The following is a 20782-nucleotide window of genomic DNA, read 5'->3' as shown; positions in this document are numbered from 1 at the left end:
TGAGCTGAATCCCCTTAAATAGCTATATGGGGTCACTATATCATTCTGGGGAAATTGTACGCTAAGGACTACAAAATCTTATCCTATCAGCATCTTTAAAATATAAGTACATGTTTAGAAAGATACAATCGCGAGATTAATTGGACATTGAATTATATGCACACTATATAAACGTGATTATAGCTAGAAAACCTTGATATTATTGAATTCTATGCTCTGTTCATAAACATACAATTTTCTGGACACATAGAAATAACCATACAGTCTGATAAAGGGGTACTAACGTCTTTTCATGGATTTTATACAGTAATATATATTTTAGGGATATACACAAATAGAGTATTCGATGCATTTAAGATAAGAATTACTGCCGGCTTAGTTCTAGTAAAATATTTAATCCTTTTTTTAATTCTTCCAATGATGCATAGGAGTAAGAAAGACGAATATGATGTAAATCGCTTGTTTCATATATATAACCTGGATTGATCAAAACATTTTGTTTAAGTAAATTTAGAAATAGCGCCATATTTACAATAGGTTCATGAAATCTGATCCATATATATAAACCATCCTCAGATTTTTTCCAAGTAGCGTTTTTTTGAAATTGCTGTTCTAATATTTATTCTACAAATGTAGCCCTTCTTTTCAATTGTTTACGAAGTGTAATCAGATGCTTTTCGTATAAACCGGATGATATCCAGTGTGCGACGATTTCTTGAGAAAAGGCACTTGAACCATAATCTGTTTGTATTTTAATATCAGCTAGTCGCCCAATTACAGGTGAAGGTGCAACAACCCAACCAATCCGTAATCCAGGACTTAGCTTTTTGGATACACTACCGATATAAAGAACTTGCCCTGATGTATCAAATGACTTTATAGCAGGAAAAGATGATTCAAATAACAGTTCGTGATACACATCATCTTCAATAATCGGGATTTGTAGCTTTTTGCATGTATTGTATAGATTTTTCTTTTCTTTCACCGACCAATTATATCCTGTCGGATTGTGTAATGTTGGCACACAATAAAATAAAGATTGTCTTTTTCTTTTGAGTGCCCGTAAATTGCCTGTCAAATGTGCGTCTCGTAAAACTGAAATCATACGCATTCCAGTGGATTGAAAGGGGTGCACAGAATTTAACTACGAAGGTTGTTCTTGGAAGACAATGGATCCTTCTTCTAATAATCCAACTGCAAACCATATATATTTTCTTTTCATAAAGTAAAAGACCTCCGTTAATATACTGTTTAGTAGTATGTTAACAAGGAGGTCTTTCATTTCTCTTTCATAAATATTACAAAATTCTTTCCGCGTTCTTATTTTTTTCTGATGTGATGGGAAGAATAAACCAAAATTCACTGCCCTGTTTTCCATCTGCGCGATCTCTCACACCAATTTCTCCTTTGTGCCTTTCAATCAATGATTTTGCAATGGCTAGTCCAAGACCAGATCCTCCAGATTGTGAACTTCTTGATTGATCTGTCCTAAAAAAGCGTTCAAATACGCGTAGTTGGTCATTTGGAGAAATTCCTTCTCCTTCATCACGCAAAATGAACTGGACTTGTTGATTTTGCTTATTCTCCTCTACAATCAACTCAATTGTTCCAGAGACAGGGGAATATCGAATAGCATTATCTAACAAATTACCTATGACCCTTGCTATTTTACACGGCATAATTAATAGTCGGGGTAATCTATCAGGAACCTGCAATTGTAAATCAATCTGTTTGTCTTCTAATAAGACAGAATGTGACTCTAATACATCTAATAGAACTTTATCTATATGTGTGAAACTTGGATAAAAATCTACTTGTTCAAACTCTAGCTTTGAAAGTTCAAATAAGTCATTGATTAATCCACTTAATCTTTCTATTTCTTTTAAGATCGTCGCTAAGTATTGCTTTCTCATTTCAGGATCTTCGATCAGGTTATCTTGTAACGCTTCTATCATCAATTGTATGCTAGCCATAGGCGTTCGTAAGTCATGTGAAATATTCGTGATCAGCTCCTTACGTGCATTTTCTCCTTCTTCTAACCTAGTAAACCCTTCTTCTAATTTTTTTGCCATCTGTTGAAAGGCTGTTGCTAATTCTTTAAACTCCTGTGGTTCTTTTCCAATTATATACATTGTTTCAAATTGTCTATCACTAAATTGTTTCGTTAATGCCATTAAATTTTTGATAGATCTCATGATAGGGCGTGTCATTAACCAGTAAATAAACGTAGAAATTATAAATGCCACAACCGCAATTATTGTTAATAGCTTTGTTTGTTCTGGTTCAAGTAACATTTTCGTCTCACTATACCATATAGCAAGTACCATGATACTCGTACTTAATACATTCATCAGTAATAATTGAATACGTAATCTCATGTTTCACTTCCTCCATTTGGCTCAAAACGATATCCTATCCCCCAAACCGTGTGAATCCAACGACTCTTTATCGTATGCTTCTCCAGTTTGTCACGTAAACGACTGACTAAAACAGTTACTATGTTTGTAGCCACTTCATGTTCAGTATCCCAAATGAGTTCAAGAAGTTGCGAACGAGAAAAAACTTGTTTTGGATGCTTTGCCATGAGATAAAGTACCTCAAACTCTTTCGCTGTTAATTCCACTTTATTTTCACAAACCAATACACATCTCGTCTTTGGATAAATTTTTAAATCTGGAAATTCTATCACTTCCGATAGAGATTCTTTTGCTTGTATCGGTACCTGGCTGCCTCTTCTTAGTATAATTTGAACCCTTAATACTAATTCACGAGGGGAAAACGGCTTTGTTACATAATCATCTGCTCCCATTGTTAAGCCTAAAATTCGATCCCTTTCCTCTCCCTTAGCAGTTAACATAATAATTGGTACATTTGATTGTTGACGAATTTCCTCGCATAATTCCCATCCATCTTTTTTCGGCATCATCAAATCTAAAATAATTAAATCTGGTTGATGAGTAAGAAATAAATCCCAACCTTCTGTGCCATTTACAGCGGTATATACTTCATATTCTTCTCTTTCTAAATACCGTTTGCATACTTCTCGAATATTTTCTTCATCTTCTACGATTAAAACTCTTCTTTTCATCTGTAATCCTCTCTTCTTTTTACCAATAATACAAAAGGTGCTCTTATCTGCTTTCATCTAATACAGATATAAAATTCAGATATAAAGATGTAACGACTAATCCTAGATCTAAATCAGAATCCTACACTTTGGTCTTATGGTCACTAAAAACGATTAAAAGTGCCAATATAATCTAGATGATAATTTTAGTATTTAATTACTTATATGGCTAGATAAACACTTAAAATAGTAGTATCCCAATCATATAACTCGAAAATTCAAATCAGATTTTTTATTACAGAGATTACTTATTTATCTTGTCAGAATCGATTTTATTGTGTATCGATTTTATTGTGTATCTATTTTCCAAGATCTTTATAGTAAAAAACCACTGCTTTAGCTATGGTTTTTTACGTACATGATTTCAAGTACAAACAAATGAAGGATACATTAAAAGGAATGAGTTCAATATCGAACTCATTCCCTATTAGCAGCCTACATTCTTGTTTCTAACTTTTTGGGTTCAGTCCATTACCGATGTTTTTTTAAACTTTGCAACAAAATCGTTGCTTTTTACTTAGCTTTGACGAGACTCCATTTATCTTCAAACTTACCACCATATGTCTGTCTATCATTACCATATGAGATATAACCAGCGTCATAAGTAGAAAACCCTAACTTGTTACCATCAGATTGTAGGTGCCATTCTCTCTGGTAATCAAGGTAGCCAGGGCTATGTGCATGATTAAATTTAAAAGTACTTGCATTTTGTTTTTGGTCAAAATGGATATACTTATCTTGAAGTTTTAAATATTCATAGCCTGAATAAGCACTATTTTGAACTTTAATGTGTAACTCTTCACCTGCTTTGATTGGTTGTCCAGGTTTAGGCTGCCCTTTTCTTTCAATAATTACATTAACTGGTTGAGTGTAATTCCCACCAGACGCAAGGTATTGCCACTTATCATTTCCTTTATAACTGAGCACAGGATTTCCACTAAGCTGCAGAGTATAAGGAGTTCCTTCTACAATAAGTTCGTCGCTGAATCGATGGGTCAAATAATTTTCATATTCTTTATTATACGTAACAACTGTAGAGATTTTTTGTGTCGGAAGTTTCTTTTGTGCATCATTGATTTCAAATGTAACTTTTTGTGATGGATTGAAATCATTCAAGCTTACAGCTTCTTTAGACTCATATACGTTTCCTTTTCTCACTAATGTTACTTGTTGTGTTTGTTTAGAATTTTTATTTTCAAAAGAAACAGAGATTTCATTACTCGCTCCGAATAAGCCAGGTACGACTGCTGCATAAAACTTTTTCGTAAATGGATCATAAGCACTATATGACAATTCCGGTTGCTGAATTTTTGTGAAAACACCGACTTTTGCGCCTTTCGAAACATAAGATTTTTTAGCATTTTCTAGATTTTCTTTCGCAATGATAACTTGATCTCCTCTGCTATTATCTATAAATTCATTTATCTTTTTAGAATCTACTTTAACATGCTTCAGAACCTCGTTAAACGTTAAATTTGTATCACTACCAACACCTTCTGGTGCATACATTCTAAACTTCGGTTTGTTCCCGATATCAGTCTCTAGTATTGTAGTCGAAGCATTTACACGAGATTCAAATTTTCCTGAATCTCCTAAATTCATAAATTCTCCATCTTTCTCAATATACAATTCCATTGTACTCGTAGGTAGTACTTCAACAGAAAGAATTGCACCTTGTTCAACAGCTTTCAATTCATCTAACGATAAGTAAATATTTACATCTGCTTGATTATCTACACTATCTATCAATACTTCTGTTGTATTTCTTCCACCTTTTTCTGTACTTAACTGATTTGCTTTATAACGATCTTGTGTTGCCTTTACTGTACTGATAATCTTGTCTCCTAAACGAATGTTAAAATGAGGAGAAACATTTTGAGCAGATGCCGTCCCTGTATTTTTATATTCTAACTGTAAGCTCACTTTTGCTGCTTTTGCTGAATCGACAGTTTTTGCGGTAGACCAATCTATATTAGAAGAATATCTTTCGGTATCTGTTGATGTTTTCGAGTATCCATAGCTTACATTTAATGAGGCCTTCCCAGAAGGAACAGGACCGGCTGCGGAACCTTCGACACCACCTTCTACACCTGCTCCTACACCAAACGAATGTTGTGTCGATACACTTTTTTCCCAACCTTTATCAATGGACCCACCGTTTGAATCCGTAATAGCCGCAAGAGGAGTAACCCCAATACGTTTTATACCAACTTGCAAATTCGGTATATTTGCGACCATTGGATTAAATTCAGTATCAGAGTTACTGCCATAATACTGAACTTCATATGCATCTGTAAAAGGATCTCCATCCGAATTCGCGCTCATAGGATTTGTAATAAATTTTAATTTATCTTTGTCTCGCTCTGGATCCCATGCCTGTGCTTCATTTTTCCCGGTTTGTCGATTGAACTCAATTTTATAACCTTTTATTTCTAAGTCGTTAGAAATACCATCTTGATCCCAATCGTCATTTTGTATTTCAATTTTTTCAGTAGACATCTTTCCCTTTTTTCCATCAGTTCCATAGATAAGATCTTTTCCTTCTTTTGCATTTGCATCCTCTTTAAACATTTCAATTGTGCTTCCTGCATTCGGCTGTTTTATATCTGCTAAAGCAGGGGATGCTAAAGTCAGTGCCATCGATACACTACCTAATACACTAAGTGCTGGCTTCAATTTCTTCATTGTTATTTTTCCTCCTTGATTTTCAGGTGAGTTAGAACACCTACTATTAAGAACAACTTCATCATATCTAATACCTCTTTCATTTCTCTCTCAAAAGTGTTACAAAAGTCTTTCGTAAGTATAAAAATTCTTTCATACATCTATTACTTTTATTTTATGTATATAAATCCGACAAACCATCTAGGCCGTGGTTAGTAATTGTTTTAGTTCATTTTAGGCTGAAAAGGCGGAATCTATTTGAAGACTCCGCCTTTGTTTGTATAGGGTATGAATGGTTTCGATTCCTCTTATCGTACGTAAAGCATGGAAAAGTGTTTGAAATCTAGAGGATCTAGCAGACCGGCGCTTCACATGGCGATGGCGTACTGCCTCCATATTGAGATCTTTTATAAATATCTAACCAAACATTTATTTGAACATTCATAATCAATTACACAATCAATATAACTATGTCCAAACCTATACTTATTGTATATTTTTTACACAACAAAGAAAAAAGCATCCTATTTGGACGCTTTTATGCCATCGTTTATTTAAATGAAAATTTTTATAAGCCAAATACAACTACAAGAATATATGCTATCACTTATCTTTATCTATGAGGTCTCACTATATCCATCAACTTTAGAAAAATAAACACCCCAAAAAGAAAAAATGAGCTGAATTCTCAAAAAACTAACTGTAGAGAAAGAGAATTTTTATTTAGGGTGTACTTCAAAACCTTAGCTTGGTGGACATGGGAGTGGTACTCAGTATTGTAAAAAACGCTCTAATGGGGTAGTATAATTTTATATTTATTGGTCGGTTGACCAAACAAAAAATAAGAAGGTGAAATACAATGTCTAATTCTAAAAAAACAGCTACTCGGGATCAAATACTAATGGCTACGTTTGAATGCTTAGCTGAAAAAGGTACAACAGCTATTACATTACGAGATATTGCTACAAAAGCGGGAATTACTTTAAGTTTAATTCATTATTATTTTCCAACAAAGGAGGGGTTATTAGTTAACGCTACCTCTTATGTCATGCAAAAACAAATTAAAGAAATTCAGAAGGAACTCTCAAATATACAAGATTTTTCAGAGAAATTGAAAAAACTTATATTTGTAGTACATCACCAATTCAAAAGTTCTGAATGGAGAAAAGTGTATTTTAGTTTATTGGCAGCAGCAGCTTGGTCACCGAAAATTATGGAAGAAATTCGGGTTCTACAGAACCAATTGATAGATCTAATTCAAGAATATGCTCAAACTTCCAATGTAGAAATCACAGATTTAGAAGCATTTTCAAGGGCTTTATTGGCTTCGATTAATGGATTAGCGTTACAAGTTATGCATGGGGCTTCAGAGGAACAAATTGCTCCGGCATATGCGATTATAGAAAAAGTATTTATTAGCATCTGCCCCCCCAAAATGCAATGAGCGATTACTAAGCTATATAATTCTAAGAAAATTCATGTGCCAATCCATTATTCATAACACCATATGGAATACAGGATTGCAAAACATTATAAAGTGAGGCTACAGCATGACCGCATATGGATCATTTTATTTTTTCGCTATAGTTGGTATTTTATTGATACCTACTATCGTAGCTGGATTAAGGGGTAAAATATTGCGCAAATATAATGCTGTCCTAACGCTAATTATGCTTGCTATTATCTTCTCGGATAAACCAAATCAAGCAATGCTGTTAGCAGTATTTATTATTTGGCAATATGTCCTTATTAAAGGCTATTTACTACTAAGAAAACAAAATAATAATACGTTCATGTTTTACATGGCTGTAATTTTGTCGATTTTGCCACTGATTTTGGCAAAAATTGCACCATTTGTACCTGAATTAAAATTCATTGTTTTTACTGGTATATCTTATGTAACATTCAGGGCGGTACAAATGGTATTTGAAATTCGCGATGGCTTAATTAAAGAATGTTCATTTTTTAATTTCTGGGAATTCATTTTGTTCTTCCCTGCTATTTCAACCGGACCTATCGATCGGTATCGCAGGTTCCAAAAAGATATTCAAAAACCACCAAGTGCTGAAGAATATCAAAATCTACTATACATGGGTATTAACCGTATTTTTCAAGGTTTTCTGTATAAATTTATACTTGCTTACCTAATAAAAGAAAATATTATGGATGCAACATTAGCTCATCAAAACACCATTTTGTCAAATATGATTTACATGTATAGCTATAGTTTATATCTATTCTTTGACTTCGCAGGTTATAGCTCATTCGTAATTGGTGTCAGTTATATGATGGGTATTAAAACACCAGAAAACTTTAATAAACCGTTTATCAGTCGGAATATTAAAGACTTCTGGAATCGTTGGCACATGAGCTTATCATTTTGGCTCCGTGATTTTATTTACATGCGCTTTGTCTTTTTTGCAACAAAGAAAAAGCTCATTAAAAATCGCTATATGATTTCATATATTGGCGTCTTTTTAAACTTTTTTGTCATGGGAATTTGGCACATTACTGGTCATGATATTGCTCAATATATTATTTATGCTCTATATCATATTGCTCTGTTTATTTTATTTGATATTTTCGAACGAAAAAACAAGAAGCATAAATTTTGGCCCAACAATACGTTCATGCATGTCCTTGCAATTGTGATTACATTCCATTTCGTATGTTTCGGTTTCCTAATTTTCTCTGGTCACCTAAATCATTATTTTTAATAAGTAATTTCTATTCTTGTAACTAAGAAGTTACTAATAGTACATTTCGGATATAAAGGAGATTTTTTAATGACAGAATTCAAAAATCAAGTATTAGATATTTTAGAAGAAGTATGTGAAAATGATATTGTAAAAGAAAATCCTGATGTTCAACTATTTGAAGAAGGTATCCTTGATTCTTTTGGTACAGTATCTTTACTAGTAGAATTCCAAGAACGTCTAAATATTGAAGTATCTATTTCTGATTTCGATCGCGATGAGTGGGCAACACCAAATATGATTATTAAGAAGTTGGAAGATATCCGATGAAAAAGCAACCTTGGGTCCGATGCTCTTAGCATTGGACCTTTTTGTGGTTCTAGTACAAGAAATCTATAAAACTTGGACATTTTGATACTCTCACAATCATTTGGGTTCAGCCGCATGCTCTTCAATCTCTTAAATAAAAAATATGTTTGGGTATATGGTAAAGTGTTGTACTGGTTTAGTTAGCTAGGATGTAACCAAATTTAAAGGCAAACGTTTCATCACTCACATCAACAGATTTCGAGATTTCATCTGAGCTATATGGGTTTTAAATCACGGAGATCAACTTGCTTAATTTTATGAATTTTTAGGTTTTATCTAGACGTAGTGAGATATACAGTATTCACCTACTAACTCTTTAATAACATTGATAAACGTTTTATCTGAACCCTGTGGGATATAAAGTACACATAGAACTTCAACCCTCTCTTAAGTTATCGAGGGTATAAAGCAGTAATAAAACCAAAAGAACTTGTAGCAATCCCTACAAGATCTTTTTTAGATACTATAAAAAGGTAAAACAAACTATATTAAAGTCTTTGTAATCGTACGTATTATAGTAGTAGTTTTCGCATCTCTTCTGTACTAAGACCTATGAATTTTGAAATGTCTTCTAATAGCATACCATTCTTATGCATACCACGAATCAATTGAATTTTACCTTTCTCAATACCTTCCTCTAAGCCCTCTTCTCGAGCATGTGCTAACTTAGCTTGCTCATCTAGAAGTAACTTTTCACGAGCTTCATAAGCTGTTCGGAAAGAAGAGTCATGGCTCATATTTTCCCACTTATTCATGGTCTTTTGTAAAATTGGATCTTGATTCATTGCAATCTCCTCCAATGTTTGAGTTAAATGCTCATCTTCATGTGCTGGTAGTAATAACATCCAGCGAACAAATGCATTTTCCCATGGATTTACTTTTTCTTCACGCCATTGTCTGACCAATTTTGGAATTTCTACAAAATGAATTTCAATATCATCATTTAGTATCTGTTGCTTTTTGGGATTCCATAATTGTCCTATGGTGTGAAATGAATCATCCCGGGGGAATAATATAAAATCTAATAAGTTAATGGTAATTGTTTTTCGAAGTGAACGATACGGCATCTCTTCTTGCATTTGGGATGTATAGAGTTTACTCCAGTAATATAAAGATCGCTTCACCATATCATGTGTGTTACGTAATTGAATTTCGATATTAACTTGTGTTCCGTTATCTAGCGTTGCTAATAAGTCTAATATGGATAACTTATCATCTTCATAAGATTTATGAAGAGGTGGATCTTCTAGTTGTAGAAATGCAATAGGTACATCTAAAGATTCTTCTAGAATCGCGTTTAGAAATCCAGTTAAAATCTCTTCGTTCCGAATAACTGTTTAAAAGCGAAATCAATCCGTAAATTTACTAATTTTGTGGACATGGGTTTCCTCTCCCTGTCTTTCTATTCTTCTTACTATTTTATAATGTAATTCTTTATATAAGCAAATTCATCTTTTTCAGTTTATTTTTTCGTATGTATCGGTAAAGCGTAGCTTGACTGATACGTTATGTTAACTAGACTTGTATAAGATATACAATCAAACAAAATTATTTTCCATTTTCATTCTTATTTTGAAATAGATGCACAATCAAAAGTCCACCAACAAATAAGATTAGAAATTCTACGACTATATATAATCCGTTTTTTGGTATTCCTAATATAATTGCAAGATAACTAAAAAAAAGCCCACAATGCTAAAATTATGATTTCTAACATCTTCTTTTTTTAAAAGTTAAGCACCCCAAATCCCCTTAAAAAAGTTGCATTCAGAATATTGTAACAAAATCAAAAAAAGACCCTACAAGAGGGTCTTTCATCAGCTAATATTAAGCTTTTTGAACATTAGTAGCTTGTAGGCCACGTTGTCCTTGTTCTACTTCAAACGTTACACTTTGTCCTTCGTCTAAAGATTTGTAACCGTCGATTTGGATAGCTGAGAAATGTACGAATACGTCTTCTCCACCTTCACGCTCGATGAATCCAAAACCTTTGTCTGCATTAAACCATTTTACTTTACCTTGTTCCATAATTGTTGCCTCCTAGTGTGGATACCCACACATATGTTACTACCCTTGCTCAAATACCTTAGACGAAAAACAAAATTTATTCTTAATCTCAAACTGAACAAAAATAGGTCTTTCTTAAATTAACATACTTTCTAAAAAATAGCAAATTTCAAAAATAAGTCCTTATGGTAATTAACCACTAATAGTGGTTGCTGGAGAAAAAGTCACTATGATAGTCATCGCAGCAAGAAGTTGCCAAAAGATCTCGACAATATCATTGATTTGATTTTTTTCAGACATTCAACAATTGATAAAATTAGCTATTTTCGAGTTAAATTTTACTTTTGATAACGATAATTATGTAAATAAGCTGTCCATATGGACAGCTTATTATATTTTTTGCTTAGCGTGGGGTTTTTCAAAAATGCTGGCGGTACCCCATCGCCAGCAAGCTAAGAAAAGCAACTACCTCCAAAACGAAAAAATAAACAAAATTTTCATTCTAGGGTGTTATAAAATTCTTAAGTTGATGGATATGGGGTCACCAATCTGTAGTCGTATATTCGTTACTTCGAACAACAACATTCCCTACATAATAAAAAATAGATGACTCAATTAGTTTCATTTCTGAAACATTTTAAGTCATCTATTTATCAATTCCAGTTTTGATTTCTTGTTGCTCTACATGAGTGAATTTCCTTGCCTCATACTTTTATATTTATTCATAGCTTTTTGTAAAAAATTAATTTGGAATCATAGCAGTTTAAGAATTACTGCTACCAATTATTAAAATCAGTGTAATTTTTATATACATTTTCTATAACATTATCTTGCCAGACATTTTTATATTCATCTCTATCCACTTTAACATTATATTCCACTAATATCACCATTGGCATTTAACCATCCAGGATTTTCGAGAGCATGTTTGTAGGTAAACGTTCTTACCTGTTTCAATGTTTTAAATGTAATCGGAAAAAAATTTTTTTCCCCATCTTTGTAACCAAACACTCTATATGCCTTTTTTCGTCCACCAACAGTTTTAAAATATGGTTCTGTAAAACATTCTATTTGTTTGATATGAAGCTCCCACCTTTCTAAACGCCTTAAGTAATTATTTTATATATTGGAAGAAAGATAAAACAGCTACTGTAAGGTTGGACTACCAAAACAGCTCCGGGCTGTTTTTAATGTACTTCCGTATTCTTTTATTACTTTGGAGAAACTATTTTTCATCAGTTCAAATATTGAATAAATTGCACACTAATTATTTCTCTATTTGGCCATCTAGAATAGGTCTCTTTTATTATTATTGATAACGTTCTTAAAATTAGCTTCTCTTTAGCAATCTTTTTTCTCTGACGGTTTATGTTTTACTCTATAAGAGAGAGCGGTAACTTGTTGGGAATATTTAAAACCTTTTTCGGATTTTTCGGAAACCCATTTTGAAACAGGTCTTAGTAAACTATTTATGCTGACAATAAGAATGGTTCCCGTTATAGCTATAAGTAAGTAGCCACTACCTGCTAATGTTCCTACAGCAGCAGAACACCATAAGGTTGCTGCTGTATCCAGTCCTCGAACTGTCAATCCATCTTTCATAATAACTCCAGCACCTAAAAAACCAATCCCGCTTACAATTTGAGAAGCTATTCTTGTAGGGGTATTATCAGTTGGAGTGAGTACACTTAATAGTACAAAAAGTGCAGCACCAACGGAAACAAGTACATTTGTACGTAATCCAGCAATGCAATTATGCCATTGACGCTCTAATCCAATTATTGCTCCAACAAGTATTGCTACAAGTAACCTGAGTAGAATGTCTAGTTCCATATTTCTGTCTCCTTAATTTCCATTCTTAATGATCATCATGCTCTAAATTGACTTGTTGTAATGGAATCACCTTTGTTTTTTTTATAATTTTATAGCCGAACCAAAATACAAGAAAAAGCAGTAATCCAATATAAGTAGCAAGTACTTCATACCAATCGACATGTGATCCTATAAACACTGAATAATTCTGTCCTAAAATAATAATAGTACATATTACAAATGCCAAAATAGGACCGATAGGATACCACTTTGCTTGATACGGGAGCTTATTTAAATTCTTTTGTTGATGTAAAAAAGCCTGACGAAAACGATAATGGCTTATAGCAATCCCTAACCATGCAATAAATCCACAAAGTCCCGAAGCATTCAAAAGCCATATAAATGCTTGCCCTTCTCCAAATAAAGAAGCTGCAAACGCTACGATTGCCACAGTCGTTGTCATAAGTAAAGCATTAATAGGAACACCTTGTTTATTTACTTTTTTCAAGAAATTTGGAGCTTTCCCTTCTTTTGCCATTATCCATAACATTCGGGTTGCAACATACATTCCAGAATTACCAGCTGATAGAACAGATACCAAGATAACTGCATTCATAATAGAAGCTGCAAATGCGAAGCCAATTTTTTCAAATACTAGTGTGAAGGGACTCATTGTAATATTACTAATGTCATTGTTAACTAGATTCGGATCTGTGTAGGGAACTATGACTCCAATTACGCAAATGGTAAGTATGTAAAATAAAAGAATTCTCCAAAAGATTTGCCGCACAGCTTTTGGAATATGCTTTTCAGGATCTTTACTTTCTCCAGCTACAATTCCGACCATTTCTGTACCTTGAAAGGAAAATCCAGCAATCATAAACACACTAAGAATAGAAAGAAAACCTCCATGAAACGGTGCGTCTCCAATTGTTAGATTGTGAAATCCAATAGGATCCCCTTTGAAAATTCCAAATATCGTGGCTATTCCTAACATAATAAACACGACTATAGTAATAACTTTTACAAGTGAAAGCCAAAACTCCATTTCTCCATAATGTTTCACTGAAAGAATATTAATTCCAAACATAAACAGTATGAATAACGCACTCCAAAGAATAGATGGACTGTATGGAAACCAATATTTCATAAGAATAGCTCCTGATGAAATTTCAACTGCAAGAGTAATAGTCCAGCTAAACCAGTAATTCCAACCAATTGCAAAACCAAATGCAGGATCTACAAATTTAGAAGCATACGTACTAAAAGAACCCGATGTAGGCATATACGCTGCCATCTCTCCCAAGCTAGTCATCAACAGGTAAACAATACACCCCATCAACAAATAAGCTATAATTGATCCACCAGGTCCTGCTGTATGAATCGTATTCCCGCTTGCTATAAATAACCCAGTCCCAATGCTTCCGCCTATAGAAATCATTGTTAAATGTCTCATCCCTAATTCTCTTCTTAATTTAGAAGGTTGGGAATTAGAAGGGAAAGAAAAAAGTGGATTTTTCGTTTTTATGGGTGTCTCTTTCAAGTGCCTCATCCTTTTTTGAATTATTTTCCAGAAAAAGAGTATAAAAAAAGACACCAAAGTTCACCCAGTGTTTTTAAAAGTCACCATAGTATCCCCTCTCGAAACGCTTACGAGGTTAGCTGTCGGATTCGGGCCTTGAGAGTAGCCCTACCTTCATTTAAGAAGGATTCACCCCGAGTGCAATCGCACAAAATTTGGTTCCCCCGCTCCATATGGATTCAGCGAATAGTGATATGAATTTATGTACAATATATTACTCCTATGCCCTCTTGTTTGTAAACAAGAAAATTAACGTTTTTTCAGGGGTAGAAATTTCGCACTGTACACCCCATTTATAATTTGAATTCTTAAATTAAGTCACATACTAAAAAAAAGTGAGAATTACAAGTATAGTAATACATGAAGAAGAGTTTGAATTAAATAAAAATAATAGACCTAATTTTTATTAGGTCTATTATTTGCTAGTGTCTTTACTACTTTTAATTACATGGACTACTGATAAGTGGTGTTATGGTAATTAAGTAGGTATTGTATAATTTAGAAAATATATATTAATCAAAGTTAGGAGGGAGTTCATGGGAAGAGAAGTATTATTTGATAATGAAAGTGTAATTTTAAAGTTAAGTGGGGTAACAGGATTTTTTGCTTTAAAATTAAAATTAAAAATTCCTTATAATACTATTAAGAATGTATATGTTGATCATTTTGATGCTCCACAATGGATGCTCCGTATGCCTGGAACCTCAATTTCTGGACTTAACATTTTTGAAGGTAGTTTTAAATATGCTGATGAATGGTATTTTCTTTCTTATGAAAATAGAGTACCACTCGTAATGATTGAATTAGAAGGACATGAAAAATATAAATATGTTTATTTTGAAATCAATGACCCTACTAAAGTAGCTTCGGATATTAGAAAGCATATAAGGGATTTGTAATTATTTTTTTGTATCTAAGAGAGTACTGCTTACGCTGATGTAATTTATTCAAACAAGTTAGATTAACTCTAGCTTGTTTTTTGTTTACAGGTATTACAACCTCTTTATTATTAGTATTTCCAATGTATACCTTTGTTTCTATTTTTGAGGATATCAGGGGGATCGGTATAAAGTTAATGTTTATGGGGAAATGAAAGTAAACTTTTGGATTTTGAATCATTTATAGATAATTTTATAATAAATTTCTCGATATTGATATAGATGTTAAATATGGATTTTATATCGAAAATTAACAAAAAATATAATATCATAAAAATTAAGATGGTTTGTGTCACTTGTTTTTCCCTTATGCTTAAGATAAGATCATCCTCTCCAATCTTATCTTTTTTTATTTGTAAATTTTAGATACAAAAAAGGAATCCTTATAATAAGGATTCTGCAACAGGAAAAAACAAATATATAATATTAAAAAGAATTATTTATATTACAATTTAAAAATAAAACAAAAAGATCGAGAAAATTTTAAACAAATTAAATATTGATATACAATTACTTATAATTGATTAAGACTTAGAATAGTAATCTGTCATCTGTTCTTTTATTTTTAAGAAGATTGAAATCCTTCAATTTTCTTTTTTATTGGATGTAAACAGCGTGGTGTTGGAAAGAGCTGAAAACTTTATATTCCCCCCCTAATAGTTAATCTTTTTATTAGCTTTTACTCTGATTGTCTCTACCTCTGGATATGTTTTTTCTACAGCTCCTATATCAGGAATATTACCCATCAAAATATTTTTAATATCAAAACGCAATACACTAAAAGTATTTTCTTGCAATAATAGATCTTTATAAATAGAATCATCAACAATTATTAATTTAGACTGTATTTTTTGTCCTTGTCCTACACCAATGCCTAATTCACCTTCTACTTTTGTTACTGGAATTACATGATTTCCAATTTTAATAGCCTCATCAGAAATATCTTGCCCATACACTAGACCTTTTTCTTTTGTTACTGTTGGTAAAGAATGAATTGATTCTGTAACACGTGGACCTGTTAATTTTTGTAACATCTCTTCTTTTATTAATTTCTCTGCCGTAGTTTTATTCAATACTCTTAAATTTGTAGAGTTATTACATAATCGCTTTTCATTACCTTGACATAAAATTTTTTCTTTATAATGTGTAGAAGAAACTAATTTGGATTTGTATTCTTCCGTTACTTTTTCAACTTGTTGTTGATCCCCAGATACAATTAATATATTTGGCAACGCCTGATAGAAACAATATCCTGCTCCTATTATTAATAAAATACTACAAAAAAACACCATCTTTTTCATTAATCAATATTCCTCCATTTTTTTATTATTTTTTGATTTCACATGTTTGAGGTGAAAATGTAAATTCTAAAAATAATAAAATTATATCGTTTGCATATAATTTTATTTGTTCTTTAAGAGACATTTTGAATTATAAATAGCATTTCTTAATAAATACTGACCAAATTTCTTAATATATTCTTAAGAAAAAAGTTATTATAGGGGTAGCACCCCATCGCTATCAAGCTAAGCTTATGCAAAGTCAATTTTAGGCGAGATTGTTTCTTTTTCTAAAGGGCAAGTGTAGGTGATTGAAAGATTTGCATACGAAATAAACCCTAACGGGTTTCACTTTTTTGAATTAAGCGGCTTGATTATCAGACATGGTACAATTGTAAACGACACCTAATATATCAAAGACCGTTTTTTTCTCATATCGATGAGATTTCCGCCCGTTTTGCTGTAGGAGATTGAACAGGCGGAGTAACACCTTTGATAGCTCTTGGGTGTTTTTTTGTATAGTTTGGAATAGAAGAAGAAAATAGTCTTTAATCATATATATGGCTTTATACTCACTAAGCTCTCGTTTTTTCTTCATGAGGAGCAATTGGCGCATTTGAAACATGATAGAAGAACAGAGTAGAATGGCAATCAATTGGCCATATAAATGGCACTCCAATCGTTCTGATTTTATCTTTTTACAATGATGGATTTGAAAGAATGACTTCCACGTTTTAAATAAAATTTCGATTTGCCAACGCAAAGAATACCAGTCATGTACCTGTCCCATCGGGACAATATCTGTAGAAGTGTTTGTCATATATACATTGATACCACTGAGTCGTTTACTACGAGGAGAATACTTCATTCCTTTCTTTTTTTCTCTTACAGCTTGATCTTGTAATCGTTTTTGTTGCTGTTGTTTTGTTAATCGATGGACAATTACACGAGCTGACACTTTATCAATCATTCCTACATAAGCATTAGCTATTTCCCATGTTTGTCCTGGCTGAAGGGAGTTCATTACCGTCTCCATATCTAACTGTATATACTCTGTACCTTTCTTAATTCTTCCATCTTGAAAATAATCAGGGTTAGGATTTTTTTGATAAATACGTGTATTCGACTTGATACGAGAAATATAGTAGGCCTCTTGATCTTGTATATATTGAAGGTCTTTTAAATGAAAATAACCTAAATCTCGGATACATAAATCATTCGCTGCCACAGTTGGGGCACACAGAGAGCCGTAAGTGCGATCATGTTGTTTACCTGGACCTGTATGAATATGTAGGAACTGTCCGCTTAACAAATCATACTCAAGCTGAATTTTTATCCCAGCTGTATGGCTGCATCCTCCTGCACCTGGATAAACCGATGAAAATACATCCGGGAGTTGAAATGCAGTTGAATCTAAGATACGAATACGCTTGAAAATAGAAGTATATGGAGAAGAAATTAGCTTAGCTGAAGATAACTTTTGGTTTAGAAGTTTGGCTAAAACTTGTTGTAGAAACTGGACGGCTGCGGCGTTAAATCTTTGATTTAGTCCTTCAGGACTGATGAGTACTTCTGTTGATACTTCTAAACAACTACATAACTGGGTTAAGGAAGTTTTTGCTACACTTTGGCTTAGCCATACGCATAAAGCTACTAACTCTTGTGCTTGATACTTACTTGTTCGCTGTACAAATCCAACATCTCTAGCTAGATTCTGTAAGGTATTTGGGGATAAAAGACTCTTTATCTCCTGTGCAAATAATTGTAAGTCGTCAGATACAGAATTAGACATACAAAAAACGCCATCCTTTCCTATAATTCTACAGTAAGAATAACGTCTTTTTTGCTTAATGAATAGTGTGAAACCTTAGCTTTATGGTAATGTGACCGTACCTCATGTAGTCACAGTTTTTATTTGTATTAAGACATTCGAAATGATTTGCCACGTAAAGCTGCTATGTAGCAAATAATAACTACTAAGCATAGGCTAACCATCACCAAATACAATTGTGGTGCAAAATGGATAATCAACCAGCCACCAAGCACTGGGCCTAAGAAGCCACCTAAGTTTTGAAATTGCATAAAACCAAGATATGTTGCTTTTTGATGCGCGGGTGCAATCATTTCGACTATAGCACTCGTCATTGGGAAAACAAAAATTTCACCAAGTGAGAACACAACCATACCGACAATAAAAAGTGTCCAATTATCAGCGAAGTGGAAGATTAACATACCAAGTGCTAATAGTCCGCCCCCGAAAATAAGACTTGTTTTGATTGCTACTTTTTCGCTTAAAATGCCGAGTGGCAATTGAAGAATTACGATTGTTGCAGCATTAATCACAATTAGAACTGAATATAATGCTACTCCGTCTGCCATAGTTAAATTAAGCAATTGTGGCATTGTTGCCTCTGTTTGCATATATACGAAATTGCAAATAACACTCGCAATAATGAGCAACATAAGTGTGCTATCTTGTAAAAGAACACGCATCAAGTCGCCAATATCTTGCGTAACATTGACCGTATTCTGCTCCTCTATACGTCGTAAAGTGATGACTAAGAAAATCGCATACAATAAGTACATCGTTGCAGTAATAAGGAATGGAAAACTTATTGATGATGCTTTTGAAATGACAATACCGAGCAAAAGGCCGATCACAGCTGATAAATTGATGGCAGTATATCGAATTGAAAATAGGCGACGACGCCTATCTTCGTCAGTATAGTCAATCATCAAAGCTTGTGAAGCTGGTTCAAAAAATGCACGACAGATACCGTTGAGAGCATTGCATAGAACGAATATCCAAACAGAGTTTGCGAATGCAAAGCCATAAAAGACTATACTCCAACAGAACATCGATATGATGATAATTTTTTTTCGGCCAAACCGGTCAGTAAAGAAACCACCGAAGAAGCCACCAAATGTCGCAGTCAATTGTGAAATACCGACTGCTAAACCAATCATAATTGGTGAGGCATGTAAATCATTTTGTAAATAAAGTGCTAAAAATGGTATCGTCATAAAGCTAGCTGTGCGGGCGAAGGTCGTACCACCGAGCAGCTGCCAGACGAGGGGGTGAAAATAATCCATAATAAAAACCTCCTGTATTAACATGCGTTTGCTTATGCTAGTATGAAGTGTGGAGTTAGTCTATAGTCAAGAGGAGTTTTTAACTTGGAGAGAAAAAACCTTAAAACCTTAAGTACAGGAGAATTTGCTAGTTATTTTGGGGTGAAAAAAGACACCTTGTTTTATTATGATAGAATCAATCTTTTTAAACCTGCCGGTAAACTTCCCAATGGTTATCGATATTATACCTACGATCAAATTAATACATTCTCAACACTCCAATCTCTTCGGAAAGTGGGAGTTTCGATTGAGGAACTAAAAGAATATCTTAATTCTCCCAACACTTACAAACTTGTTGAAATGGCAAAACAGCAGACAGTTCTGGTGGAAGAAGAAATTGAGAAATTAATTCAAATTCGTCGTTTCTTTAAGGGTATTATTTCAATGGAAGAAGAAAGAAAAAACGTTGAAGTTGGGAAGGTTTATATCCAAAAGACACAGAAAAAATCTATTTTCTTAAGCGATGTAAATTCGAAAAATAGCATGACCGATTTCGATTGGGTAAAACATTTTAGCAAGCAAATAGGCTTGTTTGTTCCTGCTCCTATTGGATCTGTGATAACAAGAGAGAGCCTGATTCAAGAAAGATATGAGGAGGTAGATCACTTATTTTGTTATAGTGATTTAGAAACAGGTCAATCAAAACCAGGAGGAATTTATGTCATATATTATCACCAAGGATCTTATAAAGATATTGAATCCGCATACCACAATATCACGGAATTTATCAAATCAGAGGGCTATGTTATTGAAGGAAATGCCTATGAAGATTACTTCTACAATCCATTAAGAACTAATAATAAGGAGGAATATCTTACTAAAATTAGTATACAGGTAACAAAGTGTTTAAAGAGTTAAAGCTATAATGTTATCTTTGTTTAGTAAAAATTAAAAATAGGAAAAACAATTGCAGCGAGTACTTTTAAAAAAAGTGATAAAAAGAGAATCGAACTTTATGTTTAGTAGGGCATACCCCATCATCAAGTTGAAATTTTAAAATACCCCCAAAACGAGAAAATTGTACGTTTTAATCTGGAGACGTCAATTTTCTCATTTTCGGGTATTTGCTTTTCTTAGCTTGATGGTGATGGGGTACCGCCACACATCCATCAACTTAAGGATTTAGACTATTTTTGAAGTTAAAAGCACGTTACTATTTTCTTATGTTAATGAGA

At 33.2% G+C, this 20782-nt stretch carries 13 protein-coding genes, 4 pseudogenes and 1 riboswitch; of the genes and pseudogenes, 5 read left to right on the top strand and 12 right to left on the bottom strand.

Annotated elements, in window-relative coordinates; genetic code table 11:
* Positions 1-364: 364 nt before the first annotated feature.
* From JDS81_RS26435 to JDS81_RS30600, 5 genes and pseudogenes are all read right to left on the bottom strand, one after another.
* Positions 365-1198, bottom strand: a pseudogene (locus tag JDS81_RS26435) (aminotransferase-like domain-containing protein); the annotation flags it as partial.
* Between the two features lie 100 nt (positions 1199-1298).
* Entirely contained in the window at positions 1299-2378 is a 1080-nt protein-coding gene (locus tag JDS81_RS26430) for a sensor histidine kinase (RefSeq protein ID WP_097954806.1), read from the bottom strand.
* Complete coding sequence (locus tag JDS81_RS26425; RefSeq protein WP_097954805.1) at positions 2375-3088, bottom strand: response regulator transcription factor; 714 nt, start codon at positions 3086-3088, stop codon at positions 2375-2377. Before JDS81_RS26425 ends, JDS81_RS26430 begins: the two co-directional genes overlap by 4 nt.
* A 552-nt stretch (positions 3089-3640) precedes the next feature.
* Positions 3641-5812 (bottom strand): binary toxin-like calcium binding domain-containing protein, encoded by a 2172-nt coding sequence (locus JDS81_RS26420; RefSeq protein ID WP_097954804.1) that lies wholly within the window; start codon positions 5810-5812, stop codon positions 3641-3643.
* 213 nt (positions 5813-6025) lie between these two features.
* Positions 6026-6172: pseudogene (locus JDS81_RS30600) on the bottom strand (IS6 family transposase); the annotation flags it as partial.
* A gap of 478 nt (positions 6173-6650) precedes the next feature.
* Here JDS81_RS30600 and JDS81_RS26415 point away from each other — a divergent pair.
* The 3 genes and pseudogenes from JDS81_RS26415 (at position 6651) to dltC (ending at position 8817) form a co-directional block, all read left to right on the top strand.
* Positions 6651-7246, top strand: a pseudogene (locus JDS81_RS26415) (TetR/AcrR family transcriptional regulator).
* Positions 7247-7341: 95 nt separating this feature from the next.
* The gene (gene dltB / locus JDS81_RS26410; protein ID WP_097954802.1) at positions 7342-8508 is read left to right on the top strand and encodes a D-alanyl-lipoteichoic acid biosynthesis protein DltB; all 1167 of its coding nucleotides are present in this window, start codon (positions 7342-7344) and stop codon (positions 8506-8508) included.
* A 69-nt stretch (positions 8509-8577) separates the two neighbouring features.
* Entirely contained in the window at positions 8578-8817 is a 240-nt protein-coding gene (dltC, locus tag JDS81_RS26405) for a D-alanine--poly(phosphoribitol) ligase subunit DltC (protein ID WP_000134285.1), read from the top strand.
* Between the two features lie 551 nt (positions 8818-9368).
* Here dltC and JDS81_RS26400 read toward each other — a convergent pair.
* The 4 genes and pseudogenes from JDS81_RS26400 to JDS81_RS26385 form a co-directional block, all read right to left on the bottom strand.
* A pseudogene (locus JDS81_RS26400) lies at positions 9369-10237 on the bottom strand (Rpn family recombination-promoting nuclease/putative transposase).
* Between the two features lie 446 nt (positions 10238-10683).
* Positions 10684-10884, bottom strand: coding sequence for a cold-shock protein (locus JDS81_RS26395; protein WP_000434817.1), 201 nt, complete (start codon positions 10882-10884; stop codon positions 10684-10686).
* 1320 nt (positions 10885-12204) lie between these two features.
* Entirely contained in the window at positions 12205-12696 is a 492-nt protein-coding gene (locus JDS81_RS26390; RefSeq protein ID WP_000417877.1) for an MgtC/SapB family protein, read from the bottom strand.
* A 25-nt stretch (positions 12697-12721) separates the two neighbouring features.
* Positions 12722-14218, bottom strand: coding sequence for an amino acid permease (locus JDS81_RS26385; protein ID WP_097954799.1), 1497 nt, complete (start codon positions 14216-14218; stop codon positions 12722-12724).
* 88 nt (positions 14219-14306) lie between these two features.
* A riboswitch (cyclic di-AMP (ydaO/yuaA leader) is annotated at positions 14307-14452 on the bottom strand.
* Between the two features lie 341 nt (positions 14453-14793).
* Here JDS81_RS26385 and JDS81_RS26380 point away from each other — a divergent pair.
* Positions 14794-15156 (top strand): hypothetical protein, encoded by a 363-nt coding sequence (locus tag JDS81_RS26380; protein WP_097954798.1) that lies wholly within the window; start codon positions 14794-14796, stop codon positions 15154-15156.
* A 692-nt stretch (positions 15157-15848) separates the two neighbouring features.
* Here JDS81_RS26380 and JDS81_RS26375 read toward each other — a convergent pair.
* The 3 genes from JDS81_RS26375 to JDS81_RS26365 form a co-directional block, all read right to left on the bottom strand.
* Complete coding sequence (locus tag JDS81_RS26375) at positions 15849-16496, bottom strand: lipoprotein BA_5634 family protein (protein WP_098134575.1); 648 nt, start codon at positions 16494-16496, stop codon at positions 15849-15851.
* Between the two features lie 340 nt (positions 16497-16836).
* Positions 16837-18267, bottom strand: coding sequence for an IS4 family transposase (locus JDS81_RS26370; protein WP_000072035.1), 1431 nt, complete (start codon positions 18265-18267; stop codon positions 16837-16839).
* Positions 18268-18395: 128 nt separating this feature from the next.
* Positions 18396-19568 (bottom strand): MDR family MFS transporter, encoded by a 1173-nt coding sequence (locus JDS81_RS26365; protein WP_000384374.1) that lies wholly within the window; start codon positions 19566-19568, stop codon positions 18396-18398.
* A gap of 84 nt (positions 19569-19652) precedes the next feature.
* Between JDS81_RS26365 and JDS81_RS26360 the strand changes: the two genes are divergently transcribed.
* Positions 19653-20465, top strand: coding sequence for a MerR family transcriptional regulator (locus JDS81_RS26360; RefSeq protein ID WP_000440177.1), 813 nt, complete (start codon positions 19653-19655; stop codon positions 20463-20465).
* Positions 20466-20782 lie beyond the last annotated feature (317 nt).

Source organism: Bacillus cereus group sp. N31 (assembly GCF_016483245.1).
Lineage (GTDB): Bacteria > Bacillota > Bacilli > Bacillales > Bacillaceae_G > Bacillus_A > Bacillus_A toyonensis.
This window is presented reverse-complemented; position numbering and strand designations above follow the sequence as displayed.

What these genes read in the sequence shown, in the direction of transcription:
- JDS81_RS26430 (WP_097954806.1), bottom strand. Translation starts at nt 2,378, where the DNA reads ATGAGATTACGTATTCAATTATTACTGATGAATGTATTAAGTACGAGT.
- JDS81_RS26425 (WP_097954805.1), bottom strand. Translation starts at nt 3,088, where the DNA reads ATGAAAAGAAGAGTTTTAATCGTAGAAGATGAAGAAAATATTCGAGAA.
- JDS81_RS26420 (WP_097954804.1), bottom strand. Translation starts at nt 5,812, where the DNA reads ATGAAGAAATTGAAGCCAGCACTTAGTGTATTAGGTAGTGTATCGATG.
- dltB (WP_097954802.1), top strand. Translation starts at nt 7,342, where the DNA reads ATGACCGCATATGGATCATTTTATTTTTTCGCTATAGTTGGTATTTTA.
- dltC (WP_000134285.1), top strand. Translation starts at nt 8,578, where the DNA reads ATGACAGAATTCAAAAATCAAGTATTAGATATTTTAGAAGAAGTATGT.
- JDS81_RS26395 (WP_000434817.1), bottom strand. Translation starts at nt 10,884, where the DNA reads ATGGAACAAGGTAAAGTAAAATGGTTTAATGCAGACAAAGGTTTTGGA.
- JDS81_RS26390 (WP_000417877.1), bottom strand. Translation starts at nt 12,696, where the DNA reads ATGGAACTAGACATTCTACTCAGGTTACTTGTAGCAATACTTGTTGGA.
- JDS81_RS26380 (WP_097954798.1), top strand. Translation starts at nt 14,794, where the DNA reads ATGGGAAGAGAAGTATTATTTGATAATGAAAGTGTAATTTTAAAGTTA.
- JDS81_RS26375 (WP_098134575.1), bottom strand. Translation starts at nt 16,496, where the DNA reads ATGAAAAAGATGGTGTTTTTTTGTAGTATTTTATTAATAATAGGAGCA.
- JDS81_RS26370 (WP_000072035.1), bottom strand. Translation starts at nt 18,267, where the DNA reads ATGTCTAATTCTGTATCTGACGACTTACAATTATTTGCACAGGAGATA.
- JDS81_RS26365 (WP_000384374.1), bottom strand. Translation starts at nt 19,568, where the DNA reads ATGGATTATTTTCACCCCCTCGTCTGGCAGCTGCTCGGTGGTACGACC.